We start from the raw sequence: 25608 nt of genomic DNA, 5'->3' as shown, positions 1-25608 counted from the left end.
ACCGGCCTGCGCGGCCTCGCCGAACGCCTCGACGCCGTCGACGGCGTCCTGGTGGTGGACTCCCCGGCCGGCGGCCCGACCCGCGTGACGGCCGAGCTGCCCTGGCGGGAGCGGACGGCACGGGACTGACGACCGGCCCGCCGACGGTGCCGGCGCACGCCCCGCCGACAATGCCGGCGTACGGCCCGCCGGCCGTACCGCGGGGCCGTGCGCGCCCCCGTGAACTCCCCAGTATTCCCGGCGCCCTCCCCCCACCCCCCTCCGAATACTGGAATGCTGGACCTGTTGCGCAGGGCACAGCCGGGCGGCGGGTCCGGTGGACGGACGTACGGGGTGTGGGGGCCGGAAGCGTGGAGGACGTGAAGGACAGGGTGCGGGTGGTCATCGCCGAGGACTCGGTGCTGCTCCGGGAGGGCCTGACCCGGCTGTTGACCGACCGGGGGCACGAGGTGGTCGCCGGGGTCGGCGACGGGGACGCGCTGGTCGAGACGATCACCGAGCTGGCCGGCCGGGACGCGCTGCCGGACGTCGTGGTCGCCGACGTGCGCATGCCGCCGACGCACACCGACGAGGGGGTGCGGGCGGCGGTGCGGCTGCGCCGGGCCCACCCGGACCTGGGGGTGCTGGTGCTGTCGCAGTACGTGGAGGAGCGGTACGCCACCGAGCTGCTGGCCGGCTCCAGCCGCGGCGTGGGCTACCTGCTCAAGGACCGGGTCGCCGAGGTGCGGGAGTTCGTGGACGCGGTGGTGCGGGTGGCCGGGGGCGGGACGGCCCTGGACCCGGAGGTGGTCGCGCAGCTCCTCGGCCGCAGCCGCAAGCAGGACGTGCTGGCCGGTCTCACCCCCCGCGAGCGCGAGGTGCTCGCCCTGATGGCGGAGGGCCGCACGAACTCGGCGATCGCCCGGCAGCTCGTGGTCAGCGACGGCGCGGTGGAGAAGCACGTCAGCAACATCTTCCTCAAGCTCGGCCTGTCGCCGAGCGAAGGGGATCACCGGCGTGTTCTCGCGGTTCTGACCTACCTCAACTCCTGAACGCGTGACACTGGACCACGATCGCCGAGCCGGGCACCAGCGCGAGCCGAGGGGGGAGAGGCACCGTGAGGATGCAGCAGACACAGCCGTCCCACGTCTCACCGGCACGTCCACCATGCGAACGGCACAAGGAAGGCGACCCTTACCGACGTAGGGTTGAAGAAGGAAGGTCTGCGGGAGGGCCGACCTCACCCAGCCGCCTCGAAGGAGGTCCAGTTCAGTGACCAGCCAGGTCAGTAGCCCCACCGAGCAGACCGGCGGAGCCGCCGTCGGAGAGCAGCGCAGGGCGGCCGGAACGAAGGACGTGCGCCGCCTGGACCGGGTGGTCATCCGGTTCGCGGGGGACTCGGGTGACGGCATGCAGCTCACCGGTGACCGGTTCACCTCGGAGACGGCCTCCTTCGGCAACGACCTGTCGACGCTGCCGAACTTCCCCGCCGAGATCCGGGCCCCCGCAGGCACCCTGCCGGGCGTGTCGTCCTTCCAGCTCCACTTCGCCGACCACGACATCCTCACCCCGGGCGACCGGCCCAACGTGCTGGTGGCGATGAACCCGGCGGCGCTGAAGGCGAACCTCGGCGACCTGCCGCGGGGCGCGGAGATCATCGTCAACACGGACGAGTTCGGCAAGCGGGCGCTGCAGAAGGTCGGCTACGCCGCCAACCCGCTCGAGGACGGCTCGCTGGACGGCTACCGCGTCCACCCGGTGCCGCTGACCACGCTGACGGTGGAGGCGCTGAAGGACTTCGAGCTGACCCGCAAGGAGGCCGAGCGCAGCAAGAACATGTTCGCGCTGGGCCTGCTGAGCTGGATGTACCACCGGCCCACCGAGGGCACCGAGGCGTTCCTGCGCAAGAAGTTCGCGCGCAGACCGCAGATCGCCGAGGCGAACATCGCCGCCTTCCGGGCGGGCTGGAACTTCGGCGAGACCACGGAGGACTTCGCGGTCTCCTACGAGATCGCGCCGGCCGCGAAGGCGTTCCCGCCGGGCACCTACCGCAACATCTCCGGCAACCTGGCCCTGGCCTACGGCCTGATCGCCGCCTCCCACCAGGCGGACCTGCCGCTGTTCCTCGGCTCGTACCCGATCACCCCGGCCTCCGACATCCTGCACGAGCTGAGCCGGCACAAGAACTTCGGGGTGCGCACCTTCCAGGCGGAGGACGAGATCGCGGGCATCGGCGCCGCCCTGGGCGCCGCGTTCGGCGGCTCGCTGGCGGTGACCACGACCTCCGGGCCCGGCATCGCGCTGAAGAGCGAGACGATCGGCCTGGCGGTCTCCCTGGAGCTGCCGCTGCTGGTGGTGGACATCCAGCGCGGCGGCCCGTCGACCGGCCTGCCCACCAAGACCGAGCAGGCGGACCTGCTGCAGGCGATGTACGGCCGCAACGGCGAGGCACCGGTGCCGGTGGTCGCGCCGCGCACCCCGGCCGACTGCTTCGACGCCGCCCTGGAGGCGGCCCGGATCGCGCTGACCTACCGCACCCCGGTGATGCTGCTGTCCGACGGCTACCTGGCCAACGGCTCCGAGCCGTGGCGCATCCCGGACCTGGACGAGCTGCCGGACCTCAGGGTGCGGTTCGCGCAGGGCCCCAACCACACCCTGGACGACGGCACCGAGGTGTTCTGGCCCTACAAGCGCGACCCCGAGACCCTGGCCCGCCCGTGGGCGGTGCCGGGCACGCCGGGCCTGGAGCACCGCATCGGCGGCATCGAGAAGCAGGACGGCTCCGGCAATATCTCCTACGACCCCGAGAACCACGACTTCATGGTCCGCACCCGGCAGGCCAAGGTGGACGGCATCGAGGTGCCGGACGTGGAGGTCGACGACCCGAGCGGCGAGGCACGGCTGCTGGTGCTGGGCTGGGGGTCGACGTACGGGCCGATCACCGCGGCGGTGCGGCGGCTGCGGACGGCGGGCGAGCAGGTGGCCCAGGCCCACCTGCGCCACCTCAACCCGTTCCCGCGGAATCTCGGTGCCGTGCTGAAGCGTTACCCCAAGGTGGTGATCCCCGAGATGAACCTCGGCCAGCTCGCCACCCTGATCCGTGCCAAGTACCTGATCGACGCGCAGTCCCTCACCCAGGTGCGCGGGCTGCCGTTCAAGGCCGAGCAGCTCGCCACGGCCCTCAAGGAGGCCATCGATGCCTGAGACGACCACGGCCACGGAGGGCGCCGGGACCGTCGACGCGCTCTCCCTGGTGCCCAAGGCCGAGGCCAAGCAGTCCATGAAGGACTTCAAGTCCGACCAGGAGGTGCGCTGGTGCCCCGGCTGCGGCGACTACGCGATCCTGGCGGCCGTGCAGGGCTTCATGCCGGAGCTGGGCCTGGCGCGGGAGAACATCGTCTTCGTCTCCGGCATCGGCTGCTCCTCACGCTTCCCGTACTACATGAACACCTACGGGATGCACTCCATCCACGGCCGCGCCCCCGCCATCGCCACCGGCCTGGCGACCTCCCGGCGCGATTTGAGCGTGTGGGTGGTCACCGGTGACGGCGACGCGCTGTCGATCGGCGGCAACCACCTCATCCACGCCCTGCGCCGCAACGTCAACCTGAAGATCCTGCTGTTCAACAACCGGATCTACGGCCTGACCAAGGGCCAGTACAGCCCGACCTCCGAGATCGGCAAGATCACCAAGTCGACGCCGATGGGCTCGCTGGACGCGCCGTTCAACCCGGTCTCGCTGGCGCTGGGCGCGGAGGCGTCGTTCGTGGCCCGCACGATCGACTCCGACCGCAAGCACCTCACCGAGGTGCTGCGGGCCGCCGCCCGCCACCCGGGCACGGCGCTGATCGAGATCTACCAGAACTGCAACATCTTCAACGACGGCGCCTTCGACGTCCTGAAGGACAAGCAGCAGGCCGAGGAGGCCGTGATCCGCCTGGAGCACGGCCGGCCGATCCGCTTCGGCCGCGACGGCTCCCGCGGGGTGGTCCGGGATCCGCTGACCGGCGACCTGCGGGTCGTCACGGTCACGCCGGAGAACGAGGCCGACGTCCTGGTCCACGACGCCCACGCCGCCTCCCCGACCACGGCGTTCGCGCTCTCCCGCCTGGCCGACCCGGACACGCTGCACCACACCCCGATCGGCGTGTTCCGCTCGGTGGAGCGGCCGGTGTACGACACGCAGATGGCCGACCAGCTGGACACGGCGATCGAGCAGAAGGGCAAGGGCGACCTGGCCGCGCTCCTCGCGGGCGGCGACACCTGGACGGTCGTCGGCTGACACCGGCGCCGCGCGCCGCGCACTGCGCTACGAGGCCCGGGCCGACACGGTCCGGGCCTCGTCGTGTGTCCGGCGGGTCCCGGCGTGTGTCCGGCGGATCTCGTCGTATGTCCGGCGGGATCGCCGCCGCGCTCGTGGAGCAGGCGCTCGTGGAGTGAGCGCTCGTCGTGGAGTGAGCCCCCGTGGTCCCGCCTTCCGGTCTGTCATGACCGTATGGCGATACGGACATGACAGACCGGGGGTGGCGGCGCTACCGTCGTGCGACGAGCACGACGTGAGAGGGAGGGGCCGTGGCCGCGGACTCCAGGAGAGAGCAGCGCACCGGACTGCTGAACGGTTTCGCCGCCTATGGCATGTGGGGCCTGGTCCCCCTCTTCTGGCCGCTGCTCAAGCCCGCCGGCGCCGTGGAGATCCTCGCCCACCGGATGGTGTGGTCCCTCGTCCTGGTCTCCGCCGCGCTGCTCGTCGTACGGCGCTGGGCGTGGGCCGGCGAGCTGCTGCGCCGGCCGCGCCGGCTGGCCCTCGTGGCCGCCGCGGCCACGGTCATCACCGTCAACTGGGGCGTCTACATCTGGGCGGTGAACTCCGGGCACGTCGTCGAGGCCTCGCTCGGCTACTTCATCAACCCGCTCGTCACCATCGCGCTCGGCGTGCTGGTCCTGAAGGAGCGGCTGCGGCCCGTGCAGTGGGTCGCCGTCGGCGTCGGCGCCGCCGCGGTCGTCGTACTGACCGTCGGCTACGGCCGCCCGCCGTGGATCTCCCTCACCCTCGCCTTCTCCTTCGCCACCTACGGCCTGGTGAAGAAGAAGGTCGACCTCGGCGGCATCGAGTCGCTCGCCGCGGAGACCGCCATCCAGTTCCTGCCGGCCCTCGCCTACCTGCTGTGGCTCACCGCCCACGGCGACTCCAGCTTCACCGCCGAGGGCCCCGGACACGCGGCCCTGCTCGCCTCCACCGGCGTCGTCACCGCCCTGCCCCTGGTCTGCTTCGGCGCCGCCGCGATCCGCGTCCCGCTGTCCACGCTGGGCCTGCTGCAGTACCTCGCGCCCGTCTTCCAGTTCCTGCTCGGCGTGCTGTACTTCCACGAGGCCATGCCGCCGGAGCGCTGGGCCGGGTTCGCCCTGGTGTGGCTGGCCCTGACCGTGCTGACGGCCGACGCGTGGCGCTCGGCACGGCGCACCCGGGAACGCGCGGCGGCGCTGGCCGCGGAGGCGGCGCGGCGCGAGCCGGGGGCGGTCGAGCGGGTGGAGGCATAGGACCGCGTAGGACCGCGTAGGACCGCCGCGGGCGACGCGGGGCCCTCCCGCGGGCCGGTGCGCGGGCGGCCCGCAGGCGGTCCGCAGGCGATCCGCAGGCGATCCTTCCGCGGACCGCGGGCGGTGCGCGGCCGTTGTCAGTGGTGTCGGGCACAGTGGTCGCATGACGACGACACAGCACTCCGCGTCCCCGCACCCGCCGCTGCACTGGAAGCTCGTCATCGACGCCGCCGACCCGCACGCGCAGGCCGACTTCTGGGCCGCCGCGCTCGGCTACGCGGTCGAGGACAACAGCGCCCTCGTCGAGCAGCTCCTCCAACACGGCGCACTGCCCGCCGAGGCCGCCGTCGAGTTCCACGGCCGCCCCGCCTTCCGGGACCTGATCGCCGTGCGGCACCCGGACGACCCCTACGACGAGCACAGCGGCACCGGGCTCGGCCGGCGCCTGCTGTTCCAGCGCGTGCCGGAGGCGAAGTCCGGCAAGAACCGGCTCCACCTCGACCTGCACACCGGTGCCGGCCGGCGCGAGGAGGAGGTGGAGCGACTGAAGCGGCTCGGGGCGAGCGTGCTGCGGCACGTGCGGGAGCCCGCCGGGGAGTGGGTGGTGATGGCGGATCCGGAGGGCAACGAGTTCTGCGTGCAGTAGGGCGCGACGGAGCGCGGCGGCGGCCCGGACGGGCCGGGTCCGGGCGATCGGCCGGGTTCCGGGCTCAGGCGAGGGGCCGGGTTCCGGGTCCGGGCGATCGGCCGGGTTCCGGGTTCAGGCGGTGGGCCGGGGGCCCGCCGCGCGGGCGCGGGCGGCCAGGCGGTCCATGCGGGCGCGAGCGGAGTGCAGCTGCTCCACGTCCTCGGCCGCGGGCCCCTCCTCGGCGGCGAGGTCGGACCACAGGCCGATCAGGTCGTGGCCCAGCCGCAGCCCCTGCTCCGGGTCGCGCACCGCGCGCCAGGCGGTGGCCGCGCTCTGCACGTTGCCGTACGCCGCCTCGGCGTCCCCCGTGCCGCGGCGGGCCCGGGCGAGGTCGAGGGAGAGGCGGAAGGCCCGCACCGGGTCGCCCGCCAGGTAGGCCACGTACGCGGTGAGTTCGCCCAGCCGCAGCACCTCGGGGTGATCCGGGCCGAGCGCGCCGGACGCCTCCGCCAGGGTCCGCTCCGCAAGCTGCGCCGCCGTGTCGATCCCGCCCGTCTTCACGGCCTCGTTGATCCGCGCCACCGGTTCCGCGAAGGCCGCCGCGTCCTCGCCGGCCCCGGCCGGCGGCTCGTCCCCGAGCACGGCCTCGGCGACGGCGTCGAAACCGCGGGGCGGAGTGGGTTTGGGGTCGGGCTCGGGCGGGTCGGTGAACGCGGGCTCCGACGGCTCCGACGGCTCGGGGGCCGGCGCCGGGGCGGGAGGGGTGGGGAGCGGAAGGGGGGCGGGCGCGGAGGCGGGGGTGGGCGGGGTGTCCATGACGGGCGGGGGGCCGAAGGCTCCGGTGGGCGGGGCCACCGTGCCCGGTGCGTGGTCGCGGGGGGCCTCGGCGGGTGCGTCCGGTCCGGGGCCGGGCAGCGGGCGCAGGATGAACGTCGGCGTCTCGGCGGGCGGCTGCGGCAGGGTCCGCATGCGGAACGTCGGGGCGGCGTCCGGTGTAGGCGGGTGCCGCAGGACCTGCGTGGGCGTGTCGCCGACCGGCGGGCCGGACGGGCCAGACGGGCCGGACGGGTCGGACGGGTCGGCGCCTCCGGTCCGCGGCGGCTGAGCGGTCTCCGGCGCGGGGACGCCCGCCTCCGGCGTGGGAACGCCCGCTTCCGGAGCGGGGCCGACCGCCTCCGGCGCGCCCGCCTCGCCCGGCCGGCCCGGCGCCTCCGGCCGCCCCAGGGCCTCCGGCACGTCCGGAGACTCCGGCCCGCTCACCGTTTCCGACACGCCCGTCGTCTCCGGTCCGCCCGGCACGTCCGGACGGCCCGGCCCGTCCGGCAGGCCCGGCCGACCCGGCGCCTCCGGCGTGTTCAGCGGCACCGGTTCGCCGGTGAAGCCGCTGGAGCCGTCCTCGCGTACCTGGAGCGGGACGACGTAGCCGATGCGCTCGTCGCGCACGGTGGCCAGGACGGGGTGGCCGGTGGCGAGGGCGATGCGGTGGAGGTGGTTCAGGACGGCGTGCTGGACCTCTTCGCCGGGCGCCGCCACGACGGGCACGCCGCCGACCGACGCGGTGCCGGAGCCGTCCGCCGGCACCCGGACGTCGATCGGCGTGACCGCGGGTGCCGGCACGTGCGCGGCGCGCTCGCGGTCCCGCTTCCTGTCGCGGCTGAGTCGAGACATCGGTGCTTCCTCACTCCTTCCCGCCGCCGGTGCCCTGTTCTCCCGGCGGCGGGTGGCGGCCGTACCCGTACGATCGAGTGTCCCCGCCCCGCCGCCCCGGCCGGGTCACCGCGACGTCACAGCCTCGCACCAGGAGCCCGGGGCGCCGTTACGGAACCGGGCCGGTGTCGGAACCATCGTCGGGGACCGGCGCACGGCGAGGAAGGAGCACAGGCATGCGGACAGGTGTGCGACAGGGGCCGGAGATCTGGCTCCGCGGGCCGGTCGGCACCGGCGCACCGGTCGGCACCGACGCGCCGGCATCCGGGGGACCCGGCCACCCGCCGTCCGTGACCCGCCGCCGCTTCTCCTGGGTGGCCGCCCACGGCGGGGCCGGTGCCAGCACCCTCGCCGCGGTCTACGGCGGCCACGACTGCGGACGCGACTGGCCCGGCGCCGGCGCGCCGCCGTCGGTGCTGCTCGTGGCCCGCACCCATGCCGCGGGCCTGGCCGCGGCGCTGCGCGCCCTGGAGGCGTTCCGGCGGGGTGACGCGCCGGCGGGGCTGGACCTGGACGCCGTGGTGCTGGTGGCGGACGCGCCGGGACGGCTGCCGCGGCCGCTCGCCCAGCAGGTGAAGCGGATCGAGGCGGTGATCGACGTCTACCGCGTGCCCTGGGTCGCGGCCTGGCGCCTGGGTGACCTGACCGGCCCGCCGCCCCGGGAGACGGAGGCGCTGGCGCGGCTGACGGGAGCGTCGGTGCGGGGCCGCTGAGGCGGGCGGCGGGCACCGGGCCGGTGTGGGGATTTTCCATGCGCGCGCATATGATGCATGTGCACGCAGAAGTCGTACGCCCACCGTCAGGGGGACCGAATGACCCGCCGTTTCCTGTTCCTGCTGGGCAGCAGCCGCAGCGGAGGCAACACCGAGCTGCTCGCCCGCAGGGCCGCCGAGCAGCTCCCCGCGGATGTGGAGCAGCGCTGGATCAGCCTCGCCGAGCACCCGCTGCCGGACTTCGTGGACCTGCGGCACGACGGCGACCACGTCCGGCCCACCGAGGGCAACGCGGCACTGCTGCTCGACGCCACGCTCGCGGCGACGGACATCGTGCTGGCGACGCCGCTGTACTGGTACTCGGTGTCCGCCCACACCAAGCGCTACCTCGACCACTGGTCGGCCTGGCTGCGCACCCCGGGCCTGGACTTCAAGGCGACCCTGGCCGGGCGCACCCTGTGGGGCGTCACCGCCCTCGCGCACACCGAGACCGTGGTCGCCGACCCGCTGATCGGCACCCTCAACAACTCGGCCGCCTACCTGGGCATGCGTTTCGGCGGCGTCCTGCTCGGCAACGGCAGCGGGCCCGGTGACGTCCTGAACGACGAGGCGGCGCTCGCCCGCGCGAAGACGTTCTTCGCCCGAGAGGCGCCCCTGGCCCGCTTCCCGTACGAGACGGCGGCCGCGTGACCGCCGTGCGGGCCGGGTCGGCCGGGCGGTGGCGGCCCGCCCGGCCGATCCGGTCCGCACGGCCGATCCGGTCCGCACGGCCGATCCGGTCCATATCGCCGGACGGTGAAGGTCCTTCAGGCGACGCTGCCCCTCAGGCGGTGATGTCCTTCGTCGTGAACCGGGCCCAGGCCGCCGAGCCGAACACCGCCGCGTACAACGCCTGCAGGCCGAGGTTCCTCAGCAGGTCGTCCCAGTAGACGGGGTCGCGCATCAGGTCGGCGAAGGACAGCCAGTAGTGCGGGAAGAAGTACGGCCGCACGGCGTGCAGCTGGGGGATCTGGTCGAGGATCTGCACGGTGATGACCAGGCCCACCGTGGTCGCCATGGCGGCGATGCCGCTGTTGGTCAGGGTCGACACGAACAGCCCGAGGGCCGCGACGCCGATCAGGGACGCGGCGACGACGAGCGCGATCAGCAGCGCGCGGCCGAGGCCGTCGGCGAAGGTGATGCGCGTGCCGGAGATGGTCGTCAGGTCGCCCAGCGGGAAGAGCAGGGCGCCCACGGCCAGCGCGGAGACGGCCACGACGAGGGTGGCGACCAGGCAGAAGGCCAGCGTGGTGGCGTACTTGGTGAGCAGCAGGCGGGTGCGGCCGGCCGGGGCGACCAGCAGGTAGCGCAGCGTGCCGGCGTTCGCCTCCCCGGCGACCGCGTCGCCCGCGACGACGCCGACCGCCATGGGCAGGAAGAACGGCAGGGTCGCGGCCAGCGCCGTGAACACCAGGAACAGGCCATTGTTGGTGACCTGCGCGATGAACGCCGGGCCGCCCTCTCCGCCGCCCCCGCCGCCGGCCGGGGAGCCGTCGCGCGTCTCGACGCGCACGGCCACCCCGACCAGGACGGGCACGGCGGCCAGCACCCCGAGCAGCGCGAGCGTGCGCCAGCGCCGGAACGTGGTGGTCAGTTCGTTGCGCAGCAGACCGAACGTCCACCGGCGGCGCGGCGGCCGCACGGCCGGCCCGGTGTGCGGCACGGCGGCCGGCTCAGCCCGCGACATCGAAACCCTCCCCCGTCAGCGCCACGAACGCCTCCTCCAGCGAGGCGCGTTCCACCCCGAAGCCGCGCACCCGCACCCCGGCCGCGACCAGCGCGGCGTTGAGGTCGGCCAGGTCGCGTCGGTCCGGCTCCGGCGGCTCGCCGGTCACCCGGTCCCCGGTGACGACGACGTCCCCGACGCCCTGCTCCTTCAGCACCCGGGCCGCCTCCCCCGCGTCCGGGGTGGTCACCACGAGCCGTCCCCGCAGGCCGGCCGCGAGGTCGGCGACCGGGCCCTGCGTGATGAGCCGGCCGCGCGCCATCACGGCCGCGTGCGTGCACACCTGCTCGATCTCGTCCAGGAGGTGGGAGGAGAGGAAGACGGTGGTGCCGTCGCGGGCCAGTTCCCGGACCAGGGCGCGGATCTCCCGCATGCCCTGCGGGTCCAGTCCGTTGGTCGGCTCGTCCAGGACGAGCAGTCGGCGCGGCCGCAGCAGCGCCGCCGCCAGACCCAGCCGCTGCTTCATGCCCAGCGAGTAGGCCCTGGCCTTCTTGCCCGCGGCGGCCGTGAGCCCGACCCGGTCCAGGGCGGCGGCGACGCGGGCGCGCCGGGTGCGCGGGTCGGCGGTCGGGTCGGCGGCGTCGTAGCGCATCAGGTTGTCGCGTCCGCTGAGGAAGCCGTACAGCGCGGGTCCCTCGATGAGCGCGCCCACCTCGGGCAGGACGGTGCGGGCGGCGCGCGGCATGGGCCGGCCGAGGACGCGGGCGGTGCCCGAGGTCGGCTCGATCAGACCCATCAGCATGCGGATGGTGGTGGTCTTGCCGGAGCCGTTGGGGCCGAGGAAGCCGAAGACGCTGCCCGCCGGGACGGTCAGGTCGAGGCCGTCCACGGCGAGCTGTCCGCCGCGGTAGCGCTTGGTCAGGGCACGGGTGGCGATCACCGGCTCGTCCGCCGCCACCGTGGCCGCCGGCCGGGGGTCCGCCTCGGGTGTCCGGTCGGCCTCGGGGGTCCGATCCGCCTTCGGCCTTCGGTCCGCCTCCGCTGCCCGGCCCGGCTCCGGCGTCCGGTCCGGCCCTCGCTCCTGCACCCGTCCCCGTTCCCGTCCCCGCTCCGGCTGCCGAGCCGGTCGCGGGTCCGGGTCCGGTTCCGCAGCGGACAGTTCCTCCATGGTCTCCTCGCTTCACCGCGGCCGTACGGGCGCCGCCCGCACGGGACCCACCGCGTCACCGTCCCCGGTCGGCCGCCTCCATCAGCGCCTTCTTGGTGACCGCGCCCACGTACACCTTGCCGTCGTCGGTGACCAGGGCGTTGACCAGGCGGGTGGAGAACACCGTGCCCGAGCCGAACCCGCCGCGCACCCGGTCGCCGAACGAGCCGAGCAGCCCGCCGAGGTCACCGCCGCCGGAGGCGGAGGCCCCGTCCCGGCTGCCGGTGTCGAAGGCGGCCACGGAGTTCCAGCCCTCGCCCAGCACCTTCAGCCCGTCGAAGCCCTTGGCCAGGTCCTGCTCGGACTTCTGCTCCCGCGCGCCCGCGGAGCCGTCCGCGTGGGCGTGGTCCTCGGTGACCTTGGCGCCCTTGGGCGGGGTGAAGTCGAAGGTCGACGCGGCGGGCTTGGCGTAGCTGATCCGCGTGAAGCCCACGTCCACGACGGCGGCGCCGCCGCTCGCCGGGGTCAGGGTGAACTTCAGCGGCAGCCACGTCCGGGCGTCCACGTCCACGCTGATCGACCCCACGGTGGTGGTGCCGGACTGCCTGGGCTTGATGAGCAGCTTGTAGGCGTCCCGGCCGGCCACCTGCGCGGTGCCGTCGACGGTCACGGACGTGGTGTCGTCCACGGACTTCAGGGCCTGGTCGGTGAGTTGCCGGGGCGTCACCGGCGGCTCGTCGCCGCCCCTGTCTTTCCCGTCCTTCCGGTCCTTCTGCCGGGCGTTGGCGGGCGCGGTGGCGTGGTAGACCTCGTTCGCCTTGCTGTCGTAGCCCCAGACGTCCGTGCCGTTGTGGATGAGGCTGTACTCGGCGGCGTTCTCCAGCAGGGACAGCTTCTGCCGGTCGGGGCCGTCGGCCGCGACGCGCAGGGTGTGCGTGCCGGTGGCGAGTTCGGTGAGTTTGGCGGAGGGGTCGGCGGAGGAGCCGTGGCCGTCCGGCGCGCCCGAGGCCAGAGCGCCGGAGGCGAGGCTGTTCTCCAGCCCGCCGAGGTCGGGCAGGCCCAGGTCGGTGCTGATCCGCACGGTGCCGGACAGTTGCTGCACGTCCGACTGGGCCATCTTCTCCAGGAGTTGCTGCGCGCTGATCTTCGGCAGGTCGGGGTCGCCGGAGTCGGCGAGTGCCGGGACGAGCCCGATGGTCGCCGCCGCCACCCCCATCACGGCGACCGGAACGCCGTACCGCGCGATTCCGCGCCGTCCCGCGTCCCGCTCGCCGGCCTCCGCGGCGGTCGTGCTGTCGTCGGATTCGTACGGTGCCATGTCGTGCCCTACCTCCGTTGGTCGACGGCGGCTGCGGCGGCCCACCCTCGGGCCGCCATTCTCACCCGAACCGGTGAGAAGTGGTGATGTCCGCAGAATCCATCTGACCAAATCGGCCACGCCGAAGCGTCAGCCCCCGGGACCAACCCCGCGTACCGCTGCGGTATGACACGGCGGGGGAGTTCGGCCCCCTACCCGTAGGGGACGGGCGTGACACGCGCCACACAGCCCAGGGTACGGGGTGCGGGGCACGGGCGCGGGTCGGCGGGCCACCCACGGACGCGGGCCGGCGGGCCGCCGCCGCGGGCGGGTCGGCCCGCCCGGTGCACCACCGCGGTCGGCCCGCCCGGTGCACCACCGCGGTCGGCCCGCCCGGTGCACCACCGCGGTCAGCCCGCCCGGTGCACCACCGCGGTCAGCCCGCCCGGTGCACCACCGCGTCGCACAGTTCCGTCAGCGCGACCTTGGCGTCGCACTCCGGCAGGGGGGCCAGCGTCGCCCGGGCCTCCTGGGCGTAGCGCACGGTGTCGCGGCGTGCCTGCTCCAGCGCGGGGTGGGCGCGCAGGGCGGCCAGCGCCTCGGCGTGCCGGGAGTCGTCGCTGAGGTCGGACTCCAGCAGCTCGCACAGCGCGACGTCCTCGGCGAGCCCCAGCTTCCTGGCCCGCTCGCGCAGCCGCAGCACGGGCAGGGTGGGGATGCCCTCCCGCAGGTCGGTTCCCGGGGTCTTGCCGGACTCGCGGGAGTCGGAGGCGATGTCGAGTACGTCGTCCGCGAGCTGGAAGGCGACGCCGAGGCGCTCGCCGTACTGCGTGAGCACGTCGACGACCGACTCGTCGGCGCCGGACATCATCGCCCCGAACCGGCAGGAGACCGCCACCAGCGACCCGGTCTTGCCGCCGAGCACGTCCAGGTAGTGCTCGACCGGGTCGCGCCCGTCCTGCGGCCCGGCCGTCTCCAGGATCTGGCCGGTGACCAGCCGCTCGAAGGCCAGCGCCTGCACCCGCACCGCCTCCGGGCCGAGGTCGGCGAGGATCTGCGAGGCGCGGGCGAAGAGGAAGTCACCGGTGAGGACGGCGACCGAGTTGCCCCAGCGGGCGTTGGCGCTGGGCACCCCGCGGCGCACGCCGGCCTCGTCCATGACGTCGTCGTGGTAGAGCGTGGCCAGGTGGGTCAGCTCCACGACGACGGCCGACGGCACGACCCCGGGCGCGTACGGGTCGCCGAACTGCGCGGCGAGCATCACGAGCAGCGGCCGGAAGCGCTTGCCGCCCGCCCGCACCAGGTGCTGCGCGGCCTGCGTGATGAAGGGAACCTCGCTCTTGGTGGCCTCGAGCAGCCCTTCCTCGACAGCCGCCAACCCGGCCTGGACATCGGCTTCGAGAGCCTGGCCCCGCACGCTCAGCCCGAACGGCCCGACGACGGTCACGAGGGGTCTCCTGTCTGCTGTGTCTGCTGGCGATTACACGGTTTGTCGATAGGTCGCCGCCATCACTCAAGTCAGCGTATCCGGTCACCTTTCGATCACCGACAGAGCCCGGGGGCACGGGCCGGTCCATACCGGATGACACCGGGTATGTCGTCAATCACACGGTACCAAGGGATTTGCGACGACTTGCCCCGCCGGACCTCGCCGACAGAACCACCCACTCCTTTCATTCCGACCCCCTTTACGCCCGTTTTACTCCTCTTAATGCATCAATTCCCTCTTCGCCATAAATGCCCTCCGGCCAGGTATTCAGTGAATTCGGTCACGCTGGCCGATTGTCGCCCCTCGCCGCCCGCCGGCCCGTTCCCCTTGCCAGAAGCGCCAGTTGAGCCTTGGCACCTGCAAAGGATCAAGCACCTCAGATCACCCCGAACAAGGTCAACTAGTCCGATGAGTGAATCCGGCCCTTGTTCCGGACATGTGCTCTCGCATACCTTCCCGGCCGTCGGGCGGACGCCTAATCCTGCCGCCGCCCGGAAATCCATCGACGTATTCATCCGCACACGGCAGGAGCGGGGGACCCAGGCAAGCCGCCGGACCGATGCCGCACCGCGTACGCCACCCGGCCGTACGCCGTACGCCGCACCGCACCGGCTCGGGGTGAAGCCGCGCCGTCCCCCGGCGCGGCCGGGCACCTCCCGCCCGAACCCGACAGCTCACCTCGCAGGCGTCAGGAGAGGACTTCGCCATGCCTGCCAAGGGTCAGCACCGCCGTGCCCGCACGCACCGCCTCCGCCGCACGCTCGCCGTCGCCGGCGCCGGCGCCGCCGTGATCGCCCTCCCGCTGATCGGCGCGCCCAGCGCCTCGGCCGCCACCACGGCCTCGACGCCGCCGCTCACCGCCACCTCCCTGGGCTACCCCGACAACCTCGACGGCTGGATCCGGGCCTCCCTGGTCGTCATGGCGCGGCACGGCATCCCGGGCACCTACAACGGCATCTACCGCAACGTGATGCGCGAGTCCTCGGGCAACCCCGCCGCCATCAACAACTGGGACGCCAACGCCGCCGCCGGCACCCCGTCCAAGGGCCTGCTGCAGGTGATCGACCCGACCTTCAGGGCCTACCACGTGCCCGGCACCTCCTGGGACCCCTTCGACCCGGTGGCGAACATCACGGCGGCCTGCAACTACGCCGCCGCCCGCTACGGTTCGATCGACAACGTCAACGGCCCGTACTGAGCCGCGGGTCCGGGTCTCCCCGGCCGGCTGCCGACCGGCCGGGGAGACCCGGGCGACGGAGCCCGGGCGACGGAGCACCGGTCGAGGAAACCCGGTCAAGGAAGACCGACCAGGAAGTCCCCCAGAAGGCCCCAATTAGGAAGAACCGGCCGGAAGGACCCGGTCAGGGAAACAGCCGCTCGAGGACGACGGCGATGCCGTCCTCCTCGTTCGACAGCGTGATCTCGTCGGCCACCGCCTTGAGTTCGGGATGGGCGTTGGCCATGGCCACGCCGTGGGCCGCCCAGTCGAACATCGGAATGTCGTTGGGCATGTCCCCGAAGGCGATGGCGTCCCGGGGCCCCAGGCCCAGGTACCCGGCGGCCAGCGCCAGCCCGGTGGCCTTGGTGACGCCGTGGGGCTGCAGTTCCACCGTCCCCGGGCCCGACATCGTCACCGTCGCCAGCGAGCCGACCACCGACCGCGCCACCGCCGCCAACTCGTCGTCGCACAGGGTGGGATGGCGCAGCAGCACCTTGCTGATCGGCGCGCACCACAGGTCGTCGCGCCGGTCGACGCGCACCGCGGGAAGCGTGGGGTGCGGCATCACGTACCCCGGCTCGACGAGCGTCAGCCCGTCCACGCCGTCCTGGTCCACCGCCGCGTACACCTGCCCGACCTCGGCCTCGATCTTGCCGAGCGCGGTCTCGGCGAGTTCGCGGTCGAGGGTGACCGAGAACAACAGGCGTCCGGCGGCGGCGTCGTAGACCTGCGCGCCCTGACCGCACACCGCGAGCCCCGTGCCGCCCAGGTCGTCCAGGAGCGGCCGCACCCGCGGGGCCGGCCGTCCCGTCACCACCAGATGGCGGGCGCCGGCCTCGGCGGCCCGCGCGAGTGCGGCCAGGGAGCGGTCGGAGAGGGTGTCGTCGCCTCGCAGGAGGGTTCCGTCCAGGTCAGTGGCGACGAGTGAATATGCGGTGGGAACGGCCATGATCAGAGAATACGGACCGTGCGCCCCACCGCCCCGACCTGAACCGGACGACCCCGGCCACCCCGGCCGTCCCTTCCGGCCGCGGCGTCCGCTTTCTCAACTCCCTTTCCCACCGGAAGGTTTCGGCTTCACCTAGGACATGTGAGCGTCGTGACAACTCTGTTGGGGCGGTGTCCCGCGGTGGTGACGCCGGCCGTGAGGCAGCCGGCAGCCGCGGGGCGCCTCCTGGCGGGCGGCGCGGGCGGCCTTCGGCAATGGCCTGAAGTCGTGCACCCGCACCACGCCCCCCCCTCGACCGCGCGCCCGGCGGCGACCGCCCGCCGGAGTCCGGCAGCGACCGCCCGCCGGAGTCCGGCAGTGACCGCCCGCCGGAGTCCGGCGGCGGCCGCCCGCCGGAGTTCAGTAGCGGTCGCCCGCCGGGCCCGCCGGCGGCTACCCGTGTGCCGCCACCAGGTGCTTCGCCAGCCGCGGTGAGGCGAACTCCGTGCCGCACACGAAGCGCATCACCGGACCGTAGGAGGCGGCGGCGGGCAGGCCGGTGAAGTAGAGGCCGGGTACGGAGGAGACGTAGCCCGCGCCGAGCTTCGGGGCGCCGCGGCTGACGGCGAGTTCGGTGCGCAGGGCGGGGCCGAGGAAGTCCATCGCCGCGACGTCGACGCGGTAGCCGGTCGCGGCGATGACGTGGTCGGCGGTGAGCTGCCGGGTGCGGCCGTCGAGGGTGCGCACGGTGAGGACGGGGCGATTGCCGGCGGCCTCGGCGCGCACGACGCGCTCGACCTCGTGCACCGGCACCGTGCCCTCGAAGCGCTCGCGCAGCCACCACGCGCCCAGCGGGCCGAGGACGCGGCGCACCAGGTAGTGCCGCGCCGGGGCCGGCAGGTAGCGGTAGGGGTGCGGGTAGTAGCTGAACGCCCACAGCGACCAGGCCCGTCCGAACGGCGACTCGGGGCGCAGCCGCGGCTGCCGCCAGGGCGGCGCGCCGAAGTCGACCTTGCCCCGGCCCCGGGAGACGACCCGGACCCGGGCGCCGGCCTCCGCCGCCAGCACCGCCGTCTCCAGCGCGGACTGGCCCGCGCCGACGACGATCAGCTCCTGCCCCGCGAACCGGGTCAGGTCGTGGTGCTGGGAGCTGTGCGAGACGGGCGCGGTGGGCGCGGGCCCGCCCTCGGCGGCCGCGGCCAGCTCGCGCGGCAGGTGCGCGAGGCCGGCCAGGCCCGTCGCCACGACCACCGCCCGTGCCGCGAACTGCTCGCCGGAGTCCAGCTTCAGCTCGAATCCGCCGCCCCGCCGCCGGTCGACGGAGACCACCCGCACCCGCTCCAGGCCGGGCACCAACTGCCGCTGGAACCACTCGCCGTAGGCGATGAAGGTCTCCACCGGAATGATGTCCTCGTCCGTCACCAGCCGCGGTATCCCCGCCGCGTCGCAGTAGTCGGCGAGGGTGTGGCCGCGCTGCGGCGCGTCGATGCTGGAGGCGGCCGGGGTCGACTTCAGGAGCATCCCGGCGGGCATGTGGTCGCGCCAGCTGACCATGGGCTCGCCGAAGACGCGGACCGGGAGGCCGCGCGCCCGCAGATGGGCCGCCGTCGACAGGCCGAACGGCCCGGCTCCGATGACTGCTACCGGTTGGATCACGAAGTCCCTCCCCAGGACGCGATGTGCCGCCTCCGCGGCGGCCTTGCCTACTTCGTGTGGGTGCTGGAGGTGCGGGTGCTGGAGGTACGGGTGCTGGAGGTACGGGTCCGCTTCGGGCGGATGCCGGTGCCGGTGCCGCGGCGGTGGATGCGCCACAGCTGGACGAGGTGCTTCGCCCCGGGCCGCACGAAGCGCGCGAGCATCGTGAGGAACGGCAGCGGGTCGTCACCCGCGAACCAGGCCAGCTCCGTCCCGTTCGCCCGCCGCGGCGCGTGCGGGGTGGTGTAGCCGCTGCGGCGGTAGGCGAGGAGGGCGGGCAGGTCGATGTTCTCCACGATGTAGCGGTGGCCGGACCGCTGTTCCCCCTCCGGAACGGGACGGCCGGTCAGGTCGAGGTGCAGGGCGCGTACGACGTCCACCCCGGCGTCGTTCTCGAAGAGCCGGAACTGGGCGCCCATGCGCGGGTTGAAGTCGAGGAGCTTGTACTGTCCGTCGCGCCGGTCGAAGCGCAGGTCGAGGTCGATGATCCCGGTGAAGCCGATCTGCTTGATGAAACGCGCGGCGAGGTCGGCGAGTTCCGGGTTGTCCACGACGTAGGCGTTGGCCGTCATGCCCGCGTGCGGCGGCCAGGAGCGGACCTTGACGCCGGTGAACATCGCGCGCGGCACCGAGTCCGCGTCGAAGTAGGCGTGCACGATCCAGTCCTCGGCCTCCTCCCGCGGCAGGTACTCCTGCAGGATCACCCCGGGGTCGTCGCCCCAGCCGCGGGCGAGGGCGAGCAGGCCCTCGGGCGTGGCGACGCGGGTGGTGCCGCCCACGGCCGGACGGCTGCGCCGCACGAACGCCTCCCGGTTCTTGACCACCACCGGGAAGCGCGCCTTCTCGGCGAACGCGACGATGTCGTCGTAGGACCGCGGGAAGGCGGCCGTGGGACTCGGGACGCCGTGCTCCGCGCACAGTTCGTGCAGGCCCTGCTTGCTGGCCAGGCGGCGCGGGAGCCCGGGGGCGACGCGGGGGAAGAGGAAGTGCTTCCCGAGTTCGTCCGGGTGCTCGGCGATCAGGACCGCGGCCTCCTCGTCGGTGGGGATCAGCACGGTCGGGCGGCCGATGCGCCGGCCGATCCGCAGCAGCCCCTCCACCAGGCGGCCCGGGTCCTCCGTGCCCGTCGTCGGCCAGACGAAGGCGCGGGTCAGGTACCGGGATGCGGCGGCCGGCGTGTACGGGTCCTCGGTGATCGCGTACATGGGCACGCCGAGGCGGCCCAGACTGCGGATGGCGCCCACCCCGCCGTGGTGCAGCGGGTAGTCGCCGAACTTCACGATCAAGCCCGGTACGTCGCGGTCGGCCTCGAAAGGCACACCGGACGCCCTGCCGGCCACGGGTCCCCCCACGTGTCCCCCCAACGGAACGGACCGGACCCACCCCGTCCGTGTCCCGCGAAGGACGCTAAGCCGGAAGGGAAGCCTCCGACAAGACCAAAGCGGACATTGCCAACTCTTTAGGCATGGTTGCGGCAACCCTTCGGGCCCGGCGGCGGTCGCCGGCCGACCGTTCGGCGCGCCCGCCGGGCGGGCACCGCCGCGGTCCCACGGCGGTCATCACGGTGGTCACCGTCCCGGTCTCGCGGCGGGCACCACCGCGGTCACCGCCATACCCGTCGGACAAGAACCGCCGCTCACCGTGTGGCCACTGCCGTCGCGGGCGACTCGGCCGTAACGTGTGGCGCGACCACGTATGGTCCGATCACAACGACGTGCAGGAAAGTGAGGCAGGCCACCCCATGCCCCCCTTCGACGTCCCCGAGGGCGACCCCTTCGGCCCGCACAACCTCCCCTACGGCGTCTTCACTCCCGCCGGGGCCGACCCGAGCGAGCGCAGGGTCGGCGTCCGGCTCGGCGACCAGGTGCTCGACGCGGGCGCGGCGGCCCTGGCCCTCGGCTCCCCGTACGCCTCCCTGCTCGCGCAGCCCACCCTCAACCCGCTGCTCGCGGCCGGCCGCACCGCCTGGTCGGACGTGCGCCGCGCGCTGACCGCGTGGGTCACGGTCCCCTCCCACCAGGAGGTCATCGAGCCCCTGTTCCACCCCCTGTCGTCGGTGACCCTGCACCTGCCGTTCGAGGTCGCCGACTACGTCGACTTCTACTCCTCCGAGCACCACGCCCGGAACGTCGGCAGCATCTTCCGCCCCGACGCCGCCGACTCCCTCACCCCCAACTGGAAGCATCTGCCGATCGGCTACCACGGCCGCGCCGGCACCGTCGTCGTCTCCGGCACGGACATCGTCCGGCCCTCGGGCCAGCGCAAGCCGCCGGGTGACCAGGCGCCCGTCTTCGGGCCGTCCGTCCGGCTCGACATCGAGGCCGAGGTCGGCTTCGTCGTCGGGGTGCCCTCGCCGATGGGCCGGCCGGTGCCGCTGAGCGAGTTCCGCGAGCACGTCTTCGGGCTGTGCCTGCTCAACGACTGGTCCGCGCGCGACATCCAGGCCTGGGAGTACGTCCCCCTCGGCCCGTTCCTCGGCAAGTCGTTCGCCACGTCCGTGTCGGCGTGGATCACCCCGCTGGAGGCGCTGGAGGCGGCCCGGGTGGCGCCGCCCGAGCGCACCCACCCGCTGCTGCCCTACCTCGACGACTCCGGCGAGGAGCCCGGCGGCTACGACCTGCGCATCTCCGTCGCCCTCAACGGTCACGTCATCTCCGAGCCGCCGTTCTCCACCATGTACTGGACGGCCGCGCAGCAGCTCGCCCACATGACCGTCAACGGCGCCGGTCTGCGCACCGGCGACCTGTACGGCTCCGGCACGGTCAGCGGGCCGGGCGAGCGGGAGCGCGGGTCCCTGCTGGAGCTGACCTGGAACGGGCGCGACCCCCTGGAACTCCCGGACGGCAAGCGGGCGTTCCTGGAGGACGGCGACGTGGTGACGCTGTCGGCCTGGGCTCCGGGACCGGACGGGACCCGGGTGGGGCTGGGGGAGGTGTCCGGGCGGATCGTGGCGGGGTGAGGGGACCGGCCGCGACCTCGGCTCTCGGCCGCCCCGACGGACCGGCGGCGGCCCCGCCCACCCGGGTCCCGTCCGGCTCCGGCCCCGCCCACCTCGACGGACCCGGCCGCGGCCCCGGCCCCCGGCCACCTCGACGGACCGGCGGCGACCCCGACCCGCCCGCCTCGGACCAGCATCGCCCCCGACCCCGCCCACCTCGGACCGGCCGCGGCACCGGGCCCGCACATCCGCACGGACCGCCGCATCGCGTCCGGACGCTGACCGAGCGGGCCCGGCGGCGGCATACTGGCGGCAGGCGGCGTGCGTCCACCCGCCCGCCGTCCCCCTTGACACGTCGACACGACCCCGCACCCGCCCCTCTCTTCCCCCTGACCAGGATTGGGGAGTCCGTGGCATGACCGTCTGCCTGCTCCTGCTGAGCGCCGTCGCCCTGACGGCCGCGGTGCCCGTGCCGCGCGCGCTGACCCGGGCCGCGTGGCCCGAGCGGGAACCCGTGGTCGCGCTGTGGGTGTGGCAGTGCCTGGTCGCCACCGTGCTGCTGTGCTGCCTGGCCGCCCTGCTGCTGGGTGCGGCGGCCGTCTTCCACACCGTCCGCGACCAGGTCTTCGCGCCCGCCCCGCCCTCGGTCACCGCCGCCTACGACCTGTCGGCCGCGCCGCCCTGGGCCGCGGCCCTCACCGTGCTGCTGGCCTGCGGCGCCGCCTGGACCACGGCGATGCTCGCCCGCGAGTTCGCCGAGGTGCGCCGGTGCCGCTGCCGGGCCCGGGCCCACCTGCGGGAACGCGCCCCCGACCTGCCGGTCGGCCTGCCGGCCGCGCGTGGCCCGCTGCTGGTGCTGGAGGACGAGTACCCCGACGCCTGGTGGATGCCCGGCCACCCGCCCCAGCTGATTGTCACCACCGGCGCCCTGCACCGGCTCACCGGCAGCCAGCTCGACGCCGTCCTCGCCCACGAGCGGGGGCACGCCCGCGCCCGGCACGACTGGCTGCTGCACCTGTCGGCCGCGCTGGCCGCCGGCTTCCCCCGCGTACCGCTGTTCACCCACTTCCGTGACCAGACCCACCGTCTGGTGGAACTCGCCGCCGACGACACCGCCTCGCGGCGGTACGGCCACGTGACGACGGCCCTCGCCCTGATCGAGCTCAACCAGCACCGCGGTGTCCTGTCCTGCGACTCCAGCCGCCGCCTTCTGGGCGAGCGGGTCGACCGGCTGCTGGAGCCGCCGCCCCGGCTGGACTTCCGGCAGCGGGCGCTGACCACGACGGCGGCGGCGCTGGTACCGCTGGTGCCGCTGCTGATCACGTTCGGACCGGGTCTGACGGCGCTGTAGGGACGCGCACCGCCGACCGCCGGGCGGAGGGCGGCCGGGTCCGTCCCGCGGGACGGGCGCGACGCCTCTGCGCGCCCCGCGCGACGGCCCGCACCCGCTGCTCGACGGCCGGTGTCACGTCCAGGCGTCGTCGGGCTCCGGTTCCGCCTCCGGCCCGGTCCGGTCCTCCGGCTGCGTGGGCCGGTTCGGACCGGCCGCCGGGTCCGGGCCGACCACCGAGTCCGGGCCGACCACCGAGTCCGGGCCGAAGGCCGCCGCCGAACCGGACGCCGGCGCAGCCCTGCCGTCCGCGTCAGAGGCCGTGGCGTGCGCGCCGGAAGCCGTGCCGTCCGCGCCGGAAGCCGCCTCAGAGGCCGTGGCGTCCGCGTCATCCGTGTCACCCGGCGTGCTGCCGTTCCCGTCCAGGGAGGCCAGGACCTCGAGGACGCCCTCCCCGTACGTCGCCAGCTTCTTCTCGCCGACACCGCTGACGGTGCCCAGTTCCGCCACCGTCCGGGGCCGGCGCGTCACGATCTCCCGCAGGGTGGCGTCGTGGAAGACGACGTACGCCGGGACGCCCTGTTCCCGGGCCTGTTCGGCGCGCCAGGCGCGCAGGGCCTCGAAGGCGGGCAGCAGCGACTCGGGGAGTTCGGCCGCCGCGGCCTTCGGCTTGCTCTCGCCGCGGGCGCCGGCCGACACCCGCGCGGCGGCCGGCTTCCTCGGCTCCTTGCGCAGCGGCACCTCCCGTTCGCGCCGCAGCACCGAGGCGCTGGTCTCCGTCAGCACCAGCGTGCCGTACTCGCCCTCGACCGCGAGCAGTCCCTGGGCGAGCAACTGCCGTACCACACCCCGCCATTCGCCCTCGGTGAGCTCCTGTCCGACGCCGAAGACGGAGAGCTGGTCGTGGTCGAACTGGATCACCTTGGCGGTGCGCCTGCCGAGCAGGATGTCGATGATCTGCCCCGCGCCGAACTTCTGCCCCCGCTCGCGCTGCAACCGCACCACCGTCGACAGCACCTTCTGGGCGGCGACCGTGCCGTCCCACGTCTCGGGCGGGGCGAGGCAGGTGTCGCAGTTGCCGCAGCCCGCCGGGTCGGCCTCCTGGCCGAAGTAGGCCAGCAGGTGAGCGCGCCGGCACTGGACCGTCTCGCACAGGGCGAGCATCGCGTCCAGGTGGGCCTGGGCCCGGCGCCGGTGGGCCTCGTCGCCCTCGCCGGACTGGATGAGCTTGCGCTGCTGCACGACGTCGTTCAGGCCGTACGCCATCCACGCCGTGGAGGGCAGGCCGTCGCGGCCGGCGCGGCCGGTCTCCTGGTAGTAGCCCTCGACCGACTTGGGCAGGTCCAAGTGGGCGACGAAGCGGACGTCCGGCTTGTCGATGCCCATGCCGAAGGCGATGGTGGCGACGACGACCAGGCCGTCCTCCCGCAGGAACCGGGCCTGGTGCGCCGCGCGCGTGCCCGCGTCCAGGCCCGCGTGGTACGGCACGGCCTCGATGCCGTTGCGGGTGAGGAACTCGGCGGTCTTCTCCACGGAGTTGCGGGAGAGGCAGTACACGATGCCCGCGTCGCCGGGGTGTTCCTCGCGCAGGAAGCGCAGCAGCTGGTTCTTCGGGTCCGTCTTCGGCACGATCCGGTACTGGATGTTGGGCCGGTCGAAACCGGCCACGAAGTGGCGGGCCCGGGGCAGGTTCAGCCGCTGGGTGATCTCCTGGTGGGTGGCGCGCGTCGCCGTCGCCGTCAGGGCGACGCGCGGCACGTCCGGCCAGCGCTCGCCGAGCAGGGACAGGGCGAGGTAGTCGGGGCGGAAGTCGTGGCCCCACTGGGAGACGCAGTGCGCCTCGTCGATCGCGAACAGCGCGATCTTGCCGCGGGAGAGCAGGTCCAGGGTGGACTCCAGGCGCAGCCGCTCCGGCGCCAGGTAGAGCAGGTCCAGCTCGCCGGCGAGGAACTCCGCCTCCACCGTGCGCCGCTCGTCGAAGTCCTGCGTGGAGTTGACGAACCCGGCCCGCACGCCCAGCGCGCGCAGGGCGTCCACCTGGTCCTGCATGAGTGCGATCAGCGGCGAGATCACAATGCCCGTACCGGGTCTGACCAGGGACGGGATCTGGTAGCACAGTGACTTGCCGCCGCCGGTGGGCATGAGGACGACGGCGTCGCCGCCCGCCACCACGTGCTCGATGACCGCTTCCTGCTCGCCGCGGAAGGCGTCGTATCCGAACACCCGCCGCAGCGTCTGAAGCGTCTCGTTCTCGGTCACCGGCATCTCGGCGACACCACCCGTCACACCCATCGCACCCATCGCACCCATCGTCCCGTCCCCCGTACGCCGTCCCTCGACCACTGGCTCCACGATAGGGGTCCGCACCGACAGCGCCGGAGTTGTCCACAGGTCCGTCCGCGCGGGCGACGGCCGGTGCCCCGAGGCCGTTTTCTCCCAACGCCTCATCCCGGAATCGGTCCTTGATCACGGGATGCCGGGTCGGACCAGGAGAAGGCGGCTTCGCCGACGACGCTATCGGTGCTCGGGTGCCACAGGTGTGTGCCGTTGTTCGAGCCAGCGTTCGCTCAGGTGATCCCACACTGTCTGGTAGCCGTCAAAGACCGGCTGGAGCTGGTCATGGGTCAGCTCACTGGCGGGAGTCGATGCCAGAAGGTACTCGAGTTCGTCCGCGAGACGCTCGAAGCGGTACTGCGCCTCTTCCATGAGGACCCAGCGTGATCGCCAGTTGAAGAACGGCTCGACGGCCCCCGCCAAAGTGACCAGTGCCATCAGAGCGAAGGCCAGCCCCGCCCATGCGTTCAGGTTTTGCAGACCGAGAATGATCGTCGAGGCGGCGGACAGCGAGAGCGTCAGCAGCCTGACAATCGAAGAGGCCCTGCGGAAACGCCTCTTCTTCCTCCGGGCGTATTCCTTGCCGTGCCGTACCTTCTCCAGGAGGCGGCCGGCGGCTTCCACTGGAGCCAGCCCCACACCCACGGGAGTGTCAGGTCTCATGCTTCCCCCCATCCAGTGCTTCCCTGCGGATGACGCCCGACCGTAGGGTCTCACGCCCACCGGGGGGCGCTGCCAGATGGGACCCGGCCGTCAAGGCCGCCCGCGGAAGGTCACGTCCGCGCACATAGTGGACGGCGGATTGTCGATGCCATTGCCGATCGGAGCGGTTTGAGCGTGCACGCGAGTGGCGCGGGGCACAAAGGCAGCGGCACAGCGGGACCGCAGCACAGCGGCCCGGCCCCCGTTCCCGGGACCGCAGCACAGCGGCCCGGCCCCCGTTCCCGGGACCGGGCCGCTC

At 73.7% G+C, this 25608-nt stretch carries 21 protein-coding genes and 1 riboswitch; of the genes, 11 read left to right on the top strand and 10 right to left on the bottom strand.

Annotation, left to right across the window (positions count from 1 at the left end; genetic code table 11):
* From IE225_RS29970 to IE225_RS29945, 6 genes are all read left to right on the top strand, one after another.
* A partial coding sequence (locus tag IE225_RS29970) for an ATP-binding protein (RefSeq protein WP_506004989.1) occupies nucleotides 1-129 on the top strand: 129 nt, incomplete at its 5' end.
* 242 nt (nucleotides 130-371) lie between these two features.
* A complete protein-coding gene (locus IE225_RS29965) occupies nucleotides 372-1031 on the top strand; it encodes a LuxR C-terminal-related transcriptional regulator (protein ID WP_308432568.1) in 660 nt (219 codons plus the stop codon).
* Between the two features lie 220 nt (nucleotides 1032-1251).
* Nucleotides 1252-3183, top strand: a complete 1932-nt coding sequence (locus tag IE225_RS29960) for a 2-oxoacid:acceptor oxidoreductase subunit alpha (protein ID WP_190060793.1) — start codon at nucleotides 1252-1254, stop codon at nucleotides 3181-3183.
* A complete protein-coding gene (locus IE225_RS29955; RefSeq protein WP_190060792.1) occupies nucleotides 3176-4261 on the top strand; it encodes a 2-oxoacid:ferredoxin oxidoreductase subunit beta in 1086 nt (361 codons plus the stop codon). The genes IE225_RS29960 and IE225_RS29955 overlap by 8 nt, the downstream gene beginning before the upstream one ends.
* 290 nt (nucleotides 4262-4551) lie before the next feature.
* Nucleotides 4552-5517, top strand: coding sequence for an EamA family transporter RarD (rarD, locus tag IE225_RS29950; protein WP_190060791.1), 966 nt, complete (start codon nucleotides 4552-4554; stop codon nucleotides 5515-5517).
* Between the two features lie 163 nt (nucleotides 5518-5680).
* The gene (locus IE225_RS29945) at nucleotides 5681-6163 is read left to right on the top strand and encodes a VOC family protein (RefSeq protein ID WP_190060790.1); all 483 of its coding nucleotides are present in this window, start codon (nucleotides 5681-5683) and stop codon (nucleotides 6161-6163) included.
* A gap of 114 nt (nucleotides 6164-6277) precedes the next feature.
* Here IE225_RS29945 and IE225_RS29940 read toward each other — a convergent pair whose 3' ends face one another.
* Nucleotides 6278-7813, bottom strand: a complete 1536-nt coding sequence (locus tag IE225_RS29940; protein ID WP_190060789.1) for a tetratricopeptide repeat protein — start codon at nucleotides 7811-7813, stop codon at nucleotides 6278-6280.
* Nucleotides 7814-8028: 215 nt separating this feature from the next.
* On the opposite strand from IE225_RS29940, the gene IE225_RS29935 reads away from it, so the two are divergent.
* Nucleotides 8029-8565 (top strand): DUF6668 family protein, encoded by a 537-nt coding sequence (locus tag IE225_RS29935; RefSeq protein ID WP_190060788.1) that lies wholly within the window; start codon nucleotides 8029-8031, stop codon nucleotides 8563-8565.
* Nucleotides 8566-8664: 99 nt separating this feature from the next.
* Entirely contained in the window at nucleotides 8665-9255 is a 591-nt protein-coding gene (locus IE225_RS29930) for a flavodoxin family protein (RefSeq protein WP_190060787.1), read from the top strand.
* 133 nt (nucleotides 9256-9388) lie between these two features.
* Here the strand turns inward: IE225_RS29930 and IE225_RS29925 are convergent, their stop codons facing one another.
* The 4 genes from IE225_RS29925 to IE225_RS29910 all read right to left on the bottom strand — a co-directional run bounded on the left by IE225_RS29925 (nucleotide 9389) and on the right by IE225_RS29910 (nucleotide 14161).
* Complete coding sequence (locus IE225_RS29925; RefSeq protein ID WP_190060786.1) at nucleotides 9389-10291, bottom strand: ABC transporter permease; 903 nt, start codon at nucleotides 10289-10291, stop codon at nucleotides 9389-9391.
* Nucleotides 10278-11438 (bottom strand): ABC transporter ATP-binding protein, encoded by a 1161-nt coding sequence (locus IE225_RS29920; protein ID WP_373303289.1) that lies wholly within the window; start codon nucleotides 11436-11438, stop codon nucleotides 10278-10280. The genes IE225_RS29925 and IE225_RS29920 overlap by 14 nt, the downstream gene beginning before the upstream one ends.
* Before the next feature lie 55 nt (nucleotides 11439-11493).
* Entirely contained in the window at nucleotides 11494-12735 is a 1242-nt protein-coding gene (locus IE225_RS29915) for a LolA family protein (RefSeq protein WP_190060784.1), read from the bottom strand.
* A 415-nt stretch (nucleotides 12736-13150) separates the two neighbouring features.
* Nucleotides 13151-14161, bottom strand: a complete 1011-nt coding sequence (locus IE225_RS29910; protein ID WP_190060783.1) for a polyprenyl synthetase family protein — start codon at nucleotides 14159-14161, stop codon at nucleotides 13151-13153.
* Between the two features lie 535 nt (nucleotides 14162-14696).
* Nucleotides 14697-14905, top strand: a riboswitch (cyclic di-AMP (ydaO/yuaA leader).
* 4 nt (nucleotides 14906-14909) lie between these two features.
* On the opposite strand from IE225_RS29910, the gene IE225_RS29905 reads away from it, so the two are divergent.
* Nucleotides 14910-15401 (top strand): transglycosylase SLT domain-containing protein, encoded by a 492-nt coding sequence (locus IE225_RS29905; protein ID WP_190060782.1) that lies wholly within the window; start codon nucleotides 14910-14912, stop codon nucleotides 15399-15401.
* 163 nt (nucleotides 15402-15564) lie between these two features.
* Here the strand turns inward: IE225_RS29905 and IE225_RS29900 are convergent, their stop codons facing one another.
* The 3 genes from IE225_RS29900 to IE225_RS29890 all read right to left on the bottom strand — a co-directional run bounded on the left by IE225_RS29900 (nucleotide 15565) and on the right by IE225_RS29890 (nucleotide 19364).
* A complete protein-coding gene (locus IE225_RS29900) occupies nucleotides 15565-16371 on the bottom strand; it encodes an HAD family hydrolase (protein ID WP_190060781.1) in 807 nt (268 codons plus the stop codon).
* A gap of 432 nt (nucleotides 16372-16803) precedes the next feature.
* The gene (locus tag IE225_RS29895; RefSeq protein ID WP_190060780.1) at nucleotides 16804-18006 is read right to left on the bottom strand and encodes an FAD-dependent oxidoreductase; all 1203 of its coding nucleotides are present in this window, start codon (nucleotides 18004-18006) and stop codon (nucleotides 16804-16806) included.
* Nucleotides 18007-18053: 47 nt separating this feature from the next.
* Nucleotides 18054-19364, bottom strand: a complete 1311-nt coding sequence (locus IE225_RS29890) for a carboxylate--amine ligase (protein ID WP_229880164.1) — start codon at nucleotides 19362-19364, stop codon at nucleotides 18054-18056.
* 422 nt (nucleotides 19365-19786) lie between these two features.
* Between IE225_RS29890 and fahA the strand changes: the two genes are divergently transcribed.
* The gene (gene fahA, locus IE225_RS29885) at nucleotides 19787-21004 is read left to right on the top strand and encodes a fumarylacetoacetase (RefSeq protein ID WP_190060779.1); all 1218 of its coding nucleotides are present in this window, start codon (nucleotides 19787-19789) and stop codon (nucleotides 21002-21004) included.
* 394 nt (nucleotides 21005-21398) lie between these two features.
* Nucleotides 21399-22334, top strand: a complete 936-nt coding sequence (locus tag IE225_RS29880; protein WP_190060778.1) for a M56 family metallopeptidase — start codon at nucleotides 21399-21401, stop codon at nucleotides 22332-22334.
* Between the two features lie 114 nt (nucleotides 22335-22448).
* Here the strand turns inward: IE225_RS29880 and recQ are convergent, their stop codons facing one another.
* A complete protein-coding gene (recQ, locus tag IE225_RS29875; RefSeq protein WP_229880165.1) occupies nucleotides 22449-24605 on the bottom strand; it encodes a DNA helicase RecQ in 2157 nt (718 codons plus the stop codon).
* A gap of 222 nt (nucleotides 24606-24827) precedes the next feature.
* On the bottom strand, nucleotides 24828-25286 hold the full coding sequence (locus tag IE225_RS29870; protein WP_229880163.1) for a DUF4231 domain-containing protein: 459 nt from the start codon (nucleotides 25284-25286) through the stop codon (nucleotides 24828-24830).
* Nucleotides 25287-25608 lie beyond the last annotated feature (322 nt).

This window comes from Streptomyces echinoruber (assembly GCF_014651135.1).
In the GTDB taxonomy this organism is placed as follows: domain Bacteria; phylum Actinomycetota; class Actinomycetes; order Streptomycetales; family Streptomycetaceae; genus Streptomyces; species Streptomyces echinoruber.
This window is presented reverse-complemented; position numbering and strand designations above follow the sequence as displayed.

What these genes read in the sequence shown, in the direction of transcription:
- IE225_RS29935 (WP_190060788.1), top strand. Translation starts at nt 8,029, where the DNA reads ATGCGGACAGGTGTGCGACAGGGGCCGGAGATCTGGCTCCGCGGGCCG.
- IE225_RS29925 (WP_190060786.1), bottom strand. Translation starts at nt 10,291, where the DNA reads ATGTCGCGGGCTGAGCCGGCCGCCGTGCCGCACACCGGGCCGGCCGTG.
- IE225_RS29880 (WP_190060778.1), top strand. Translation starts at nt 21,399, where the DNA reads ATGACCGTCTGCCTGCTCCTGCTGAGCGCCGTCGCCCTGACGGCCGCG.
- IE225_RS29915 (WP_190060784.1), bottom strand. Translation starts at nt 12,735, where the DNA reads ATGGCACCGTACGAATCCGACGACAGCACGACCGCCGCGGAGGCCGGC.
- IE225_RS29900 (WP_190060781.1), bottom strand. Translation starts at nt 16,371, where the DNA reads ATGGCCGTTCCCACCGCATATTCACTCGTCGCCACTGACCTGGACGGA.
- IE225_RS29930 (WP_190060787.1), top strand. Translation starts at nt 8,665, where the DNA reads ATGACCCGCCGTTTCCTGTTCCTGCTGGGCAGCAGCCGCAGCGGAGGC.
- fahA (WP_190060779.1), top strand. Translation starts at nt 19,787, where the DNA reads ATGCCCCCCTTCGACGTCCCCGAGGGCGACCCCTTCGGCCCGCACAAC.
- IE225_RS29955 (WP_190060792.1), top strand. Translation starts at nt 3,176, where the DNA reads ATGCCTGAGACGACCACGGCCACGGAGGGCGCCGGGACCGTCGACGCG.
- IE225_RS29945 (WP_190060790.1), top strand. Translation starts at nt 5,681, where the DNA reads ATGACGACGACACAGCACTCCGCGTCCCCGCACCCGCCGCTGCACTGG.
- recQ (WP_229880165.1), bottom strand. Translation starts at nt 24,605, where the DNA reads ATGGGTGTGACGGGTGGTGTCGCCGAGATGCCGGTGACCGAGAACGAG.
- IE225_RS29920 (WP_373303289.1), bottom strand. Translation starts at nt 11,438, where the DNA reads ATGGAGGAACTGTCCGCTGCGGAACCGGACCCGGACCCGCGACCGGCT.
- IE225_RS29905 (WP_190060782.1), top strand. Translation starts at nt 14,910, where the DNA reads ATGCCTGCCAAGGGTCAGCACCGCCGTGCCCGCACGCACCGCCTCCGC.
- IE225_RS29940 (WP_190060789.1), bottom strand. Translation starts at nt 7,813, where the DNA reads ATGTCTCGACTCAGCCGCGACAGGAAGCGGGACCGCGAGCGCGCCGCG.